Source organism: Burkholderia sp. BCC0044 (assembly GCF_902832955.1).
Classification (GTDB): domain Bacteria; phylum Pseudomonadota; class Gammaproteobacteria; order Burkholderiales; family Burkholderiaceae; genus Burkholderia.
In genome coordinates this window covers 1-313 of record NZ_CADFDO010000024.1, presented here as the reverse complement: position 1 = coordinate 313, position 313 = coordinate 1, and the positions used below count along the sequence as shown (strand labels likewise).

Here is a 313-nt window from a genome sequence, read left to right as displayed (position 1 = left end):
TGAGGAAAGTACCCATGTATCGCCGTTTACTCGCACCGGGGCTGCTGTTGCTGTTGGCCGCGTGCGCGCAGGATCCGTCGGTTACCGCCGGCACGGTACGGATCTGCGACGACACAGGTTGTTCCGATCGCCCTAAAGATCAGGTCTCCTATCAAAAAAGGGACGATGCGGAAGACCGGGACGATCCGCGCATCGCCGCGCTCAAGCAAACCGCGAAGGCCCAGCCGAAGGCCGCCTACGACCTCGGCCTGCGTTATTTCCGCGGCGACGGCGTGCGCCAGGACAGCTACCAGGCGCTCAAGTGGATGCGCGA

The 313-nt window shown here is 63.3% G+C and carries 1 protein-coding gene; it reads left to right on the top strand.

Translation table 11 applies throughout. The annotated features are described in order from the left end of the window. Positions 1-14 precede the first annotated feature (14 nt). On the top strand, positions 15-313 hold a 299-nt coding region (locus HWX14_RS36305), incomplete at its 3' end, for an SEL1-like repeat protein (protein WP_175886803.1).